Source organism: Niastella sp. (assembly GCF_045805085.1).
Taxonomy (GTDB): Bacteria; Bacteroidota; Bacteroidia; order Chitinophagales; family Chitinophagaceae; genus Niastella.
This window is the reverse complement of sequence record NZ_JBJMLX010000296.1, coordinates 1-4,634: the sequence shown is the minus strand read 5'-3', so window position 1 is coordinate 4,634 and position 4,634 is coordinate 1. Positions and strand designations below refer to the sequence as shown.

The following is a 4,634-nucleotide window of genomic DNA, read 5'->3' as shown; positions in this document are numbered from 1 at the left end:
GGAGAAGAGTTTCGATAAAGCCGCGCAATTCACCACCTGGGATCCCGGTATCCTGGAACAGATCAAACAATGCAATGCCGTTTATCGCATGCATTTTCCGGTAAAAATCGGTGATAAGATCGAAGTTATCAAAGCCTATCGCGTTCAACACTCCCATCACAAATTTCCCTGTAAAGGCGGTATTCGTTTTGCCCTTTCAGTGAACCTCGATGAAGTAATGGCCCTGGCCGCCCTTATGACCTATAAATGCGCTATTGTAAACGTTCCGTTTGCAGGCGCCAAAGGCGGAATCACCATCGACCCCAAAAAGTATACGCCTTATGAGCTCGAAAAGATCACCCGGCGTTATACATCAGAACTGATTAAAAAGAATTTCATAGGACCCGGTATTGACGTACCCGCTCCCGATTACGGAACCGGCGAACGTGAAATGGCCTGGATCGTTGATACTTACACCAGTATGCGTCCTGGCGAAATTGATGGACTGGGTTGCGTAACCGGTAAACCTGTTACCCAGGGTGGTGTTCGCGGCCGTCGCGAAGCTACCGGTTTGGGCGTGTTCTACGGTTTGCGCGAAGTACTGTCCATGAAAGATGTAATGGATAAAGTGGGTCTGCCAGTTGGGGTGGAAGGCAAACGTGTTGTTGTACAGGGATTGGGTAATGTGGGTTACCACACTGCCAAATTCTTCCAGGAACATGGCGCCATAATCGTTGGCTTAAGCGAATACGAGGGTGCTATCTTTAACCTCGATGGCCTGGATGTAGATAAAGTTGTTGAGCACCGGAAGGCAAAAGGTACTATCCTGAACTTCCCCGGCAGCACCAACTTTACTAAAAATACCGATGCACTGGAAATGGATTGCGACATCCTGATCCCTGCTGCGCTGGAAGCCGTGGTGAACGGTAAAAACGCACCTAATGTAAAAGCAAAGATCATTGGTGAAGCAGCCAACGGACCACTTACTCCTGAAGCGGATGAAATATTCGCAAAAAGAGGCATCCTGGTGGTACCTGATATGTACCTCAACGCCGGCGGGGTAACCGTATCGTACTTTGAATGGTTAAAGAACCTTAGCCATGTACGTTATGGCCGCATGGAAAAACGCTTTACTGAAAACCTGAATACTCATATACTTGGCCAAATTGAAGAGCTGACCGGTAAAAAGGTAAATGGTTCAGAGAAAGAATTGATTATGCATGGCCCCGATGAAGTTGACCTCGTACGCAGTGGTTTGGAAGAAACCATGATTACCGCTACCCGCGAGATCATGGAAGTGTGGAAAGCCAATCCGCAAATTCCTGATATGCGTACAGCCGCCTACGTGGTAGCCATCAATAAAGTTGGAACCAGCTATAATGAGCTGGGCATATTCCCATAGTTAAGGCTGAAAATTATCCAGAGCCTCCACCAGGTTTACCGGGTGGAGGCTTTTTTTATGCTTTCTATTACTCCCCTGCCCTGTCCCCATTATCAAACAACACCTCCTTATACTTATTGTACAGGAACGATACCACAAGCAATAATACGCCCAATGAAATAAACGATACCGTTTTGGTAATGGTGCCGGCTCCTGCCAGGTCGTAAAAGAATAACTTGATAAGCGTTACCATGAACAGCGCAATGGCGGCCAGCCGCAGGTGTTTTTGTTTTTTCTGTATCCCCAGCACTATAAGCATCAGGGCATATACGCCCCACACAATACTCAGGCCTAATTTGTATTGTTTACCCGCGCCGGAGAAAGACGTCCAGCAAAGGTATTCGGCACTGATTAAAGCCAGTACTACGCCGTATACTGTCAACATCCAGGCTTTTTTTACATTTACTTCCTGCACAAATTCATTCAGGGTCTGTTGACCTGTATAAAGTAATAGTGCCGTTATGGCTATTACTATATACCTGATGTAGCATTCCAATGCGCCGAAATAGATCCCGCCTTTTTGATAATAGGTATGCGTGAGTTCATTCAATATCGCCAGGGTTTGTGTTACCAGCAGTACCACCATCACTCCAATACCGGTCAATGAAAATGCCCCCAGCAATTTATTGCGGCTCCAGCGGTGATTGGCTACCATCACGGCCATACAAAACACCATGCTGTACAACAACAGCACCACAAAGGCAAACGCACTGGTGACAGACTTAAACATGCCGAAAAAGTAATAGTCGTTACCAGGTTTTTTCAGTTGTCTGAAATACCCGTTTATCTCGATATTAAAAGTAAAATAAGTGGTCACAAGGAAAATGGCCGGCAGAAAATAATTATAAAACCTTAGGTACAGCCCGCCGGGATCTAATGTTGATTGATATTTTTTATTCCTGTTATAATAGATCACGACGCCTTGTGCGGCAGCTATCAATAACCCGGTGGCAAACACGATATTTATAAAAGGAGTCACCGCCGAACCAGTGGGAAAGGTAAACTGAGCCGAATGGTTGAACCAGTCCTGCACCAGACTTAAAAAACTCAGGATAACCAGACCGGCGCCCAGCTTTTCATACGAGCCTGCCCGCCGCATACGACCTATCAAAAACACCAGCACTGCTTCCGCAGTCCATAACAGGGTTACCCAGTTGCCATCGAGCTGTACGGGGATTGCAATGGTACAAAACACGATCACCAGCCCCAGCAACAGGTAATACAACGACCGGTCGGCCAGTTGTAGACGCCTTATCACCTGGCTTACCGCCAAATGTACAGCCGCGTTAACAAGGGTGAAGGCGCCGGCGTAATTGGTGGCGGTTGCAGGCGATTCATAACTTAAGAGGTTATACCCTATGCCATAAAATATAAAAGCATTGCTTAACAGTACAAACACATCGTTCAGCCCGTACTGTTCTTTTTTAATGATCTTATAGGTCAGAAACGTAGCATAAAATATCAGGAAGAAGATAGCCAGGTAAGTCCAGGCAATATACCTGTGCAACTGATAATGAAAGCTGGTAAAATACCAAAACCCATAAATGAACCAGGTAAGCAGGAATGCTGAATAAAACAGCGACTTCCAGTATTTGCGCAACGATACAACGAGGATGCCGGTATTTATAATGGCGACATAGCCAAAGAATACAGCAAAGCGCCCCGAGTTATCGCTCAGTAAAAAAGGAATGGCGTAGGCGCCTACCTGTGCCAGGTGCGCAATTATTACGCGGTTATATAACAAGGCTGCATATACCGTACCGGCCGTAAAAACCAGCATCAGGGCAAAGGCAACTGGTTGCGGCAGCAAATGATAAAAACTGTAGGCGGTATAGGTAATGAAATACAGCACGGCCAGTCCGCCCCCCATTAGCACACTGCTATAGGCCTCATACTTTTTCTTTAACCGGATCGCTACGGTCACCAGGGCTATGCCAGCAATATATCCATTGATCACCCGTACTATCGGGCTTACCATATTATGTTCGATGGCATATTTGGCGCCAATGAAGATGCCTATGATGGTAACCAGTATGCCTACCTTGCTGGCAACGTTCTTTCCAATAAATTCTTCAAAGGAAGAGGACGATTGAGTGGTAACTCGTGGTGGTGGTGGGGGTGGCGCATGATGGGTTGGCGCTTCAATAACTTCTTTTACTGCTATCGTCTCTACCTGCAGGGGTGTTACAGGGTCAGGCAGTGAAGTATCATTAGCATTCACCGTTCCTTTCAGCGTTTCGAGCTCATTGATCAGATGTACCAGCTGATTGCTGATTACAGACTGCCGGCTCGCCAGCTCCTGAATGCGACGGCTTAGGGCTTCAATTCTCTCATGGATATTTTTATCCATAAACAGGTTGTTGGTTAAGCTAAAGAAAGCATAAAAACCGTTAACAACAACTTAAATTCCGTACTCAGGCAAATCCTCAAGCATTTGCAGCTGGTTGTTTTTTCTTATATATGCAAAACTTGCCGCTCCATTGGTAATTACAAGATAGGGAACGGGTACGGCTATGTTATACCGCAATACCTGGTGCAATACATCATCCTGTAAGGGTACTTCCATTGCCTTGCACTCTACCATTAACCAGGGTTGGTGTTGTGCGCTATAGATAAGAATATCAAACCGCTTTTTCATTTCTCCTAACCTGATCTCTTTTTCAATAGCAATAAGGGGAGCGGGATATTTTTTGGTCTGTAATAAATATTGCAGAAAATTCTGACGAACCCATTCTTCCGAAGTTAACCGAATCCATAGGCGGCGGCATTCATCAAAAATAAATTCTTTCCCTTCTACCCTTTTCATGCGGAAAGGAAACAATGGATATTCAATCCTGATCATATTGTCAAAGCTACTATTTACCATTTCTTAGTACTAAAAATCAGCCGCGTTTGCTTAAAATAAACGAAATTTATTAACTATATATATGACATACAGATGAAAACAAAAGATGAAATAGTAAAAAACTGGCTCCCTCGTTACACTGGTGAATCCCTGGAAAATTTCGGTGAATACATTCTGCTCACCAACTTCAGCGGTTATGTAAAAATGTTTGCCGAATGGAATAATGTACCCGTTACAGGCATTGACCGCCCCATGCAATGCGCCACGGCAGAGAACATTACCATCATCAACTTCGGCATGGGCAGCCCCACCGCCGCTACCATTATGGACCTGTTGACAGCCATTGAACCCAAAGCCGCGTTGTTCCTG

Annotated in this window: 3 protein-coding genes and 1 pseudogene; 2 read left to right on the top strand and 2 right to left on the bottom strand. The window is 45.4% G+C overall.

What is annotated here, in order from left to right:
- Positions 1 to 1,381: Glu/Leu/Phe/Val family dehydrogenase (locus tag ACJ751_RS15310; RefSeq protein WP_407746374.1), on the top strand; the 1,381-nt coding region annotated here is incomplete at its 5' end.
- 67 nt (positions 1,382 to 1,448) lie between these two features.
- Here ACJ751_RS15310 and ACJ751_RS15305 read toward each other — a convergent pair.
- The gene (locus ACJ751_RS15305) at positions 1,449 to 3,770 is read right to left on the bottom strand and encodes a DUF2339 domain-containing protein (RefSeq protein ID WP_407746373.1); all 2,322 of its coding nucleotides are present in this window, start codon (positions 3,768 to 3,770) and stop codon (positions 1,449 to 1,451) included.
- A gap of 51 nt (positions 3,771 to 3,821) precedes the next feature.
- Positions 3,822 to 4,262 (bottom strand): type I restriction enzyme HsdR N-terminal domain-containing protein, encoded by a 441-nt coding sequence (locus ACJ751_RS15300; protein WP_407746372.1) that lies wholly within the window; start codon positions 4,260 to 4,262, stop codon positions 3,822 to 3,824.
- Between the two features lie 96 nt (positions 4,263 to 4,358).
- Between ACJ751_RS15300 and ACJ751_RS15295 the strand changes: the two are divergent.
- Positions 4,359 to 4,634: pseudogene (locus tag ACJ751_RS15295) on the top strand (AMP nucleosidase); the annotation flags it as partial.

Excerpts from the sequence above, each read along its gene's own strand:
- ACJ751_RS15305 (WP_407746373.1), bottom strand. The coding sequence starts at position 3,770 with ATGGATAAAAATATCCATGAGAGAATTGAAGCCCTAAGCCGTCGCATT.
- ACJ751_RS15300 (WP_407746372.1), bottom strand. The coding sequence starts at position 4,262 with ATGATCAGGATTGAATATCCATTGTTTCCTTTCCGCATGAAAAGGGTA.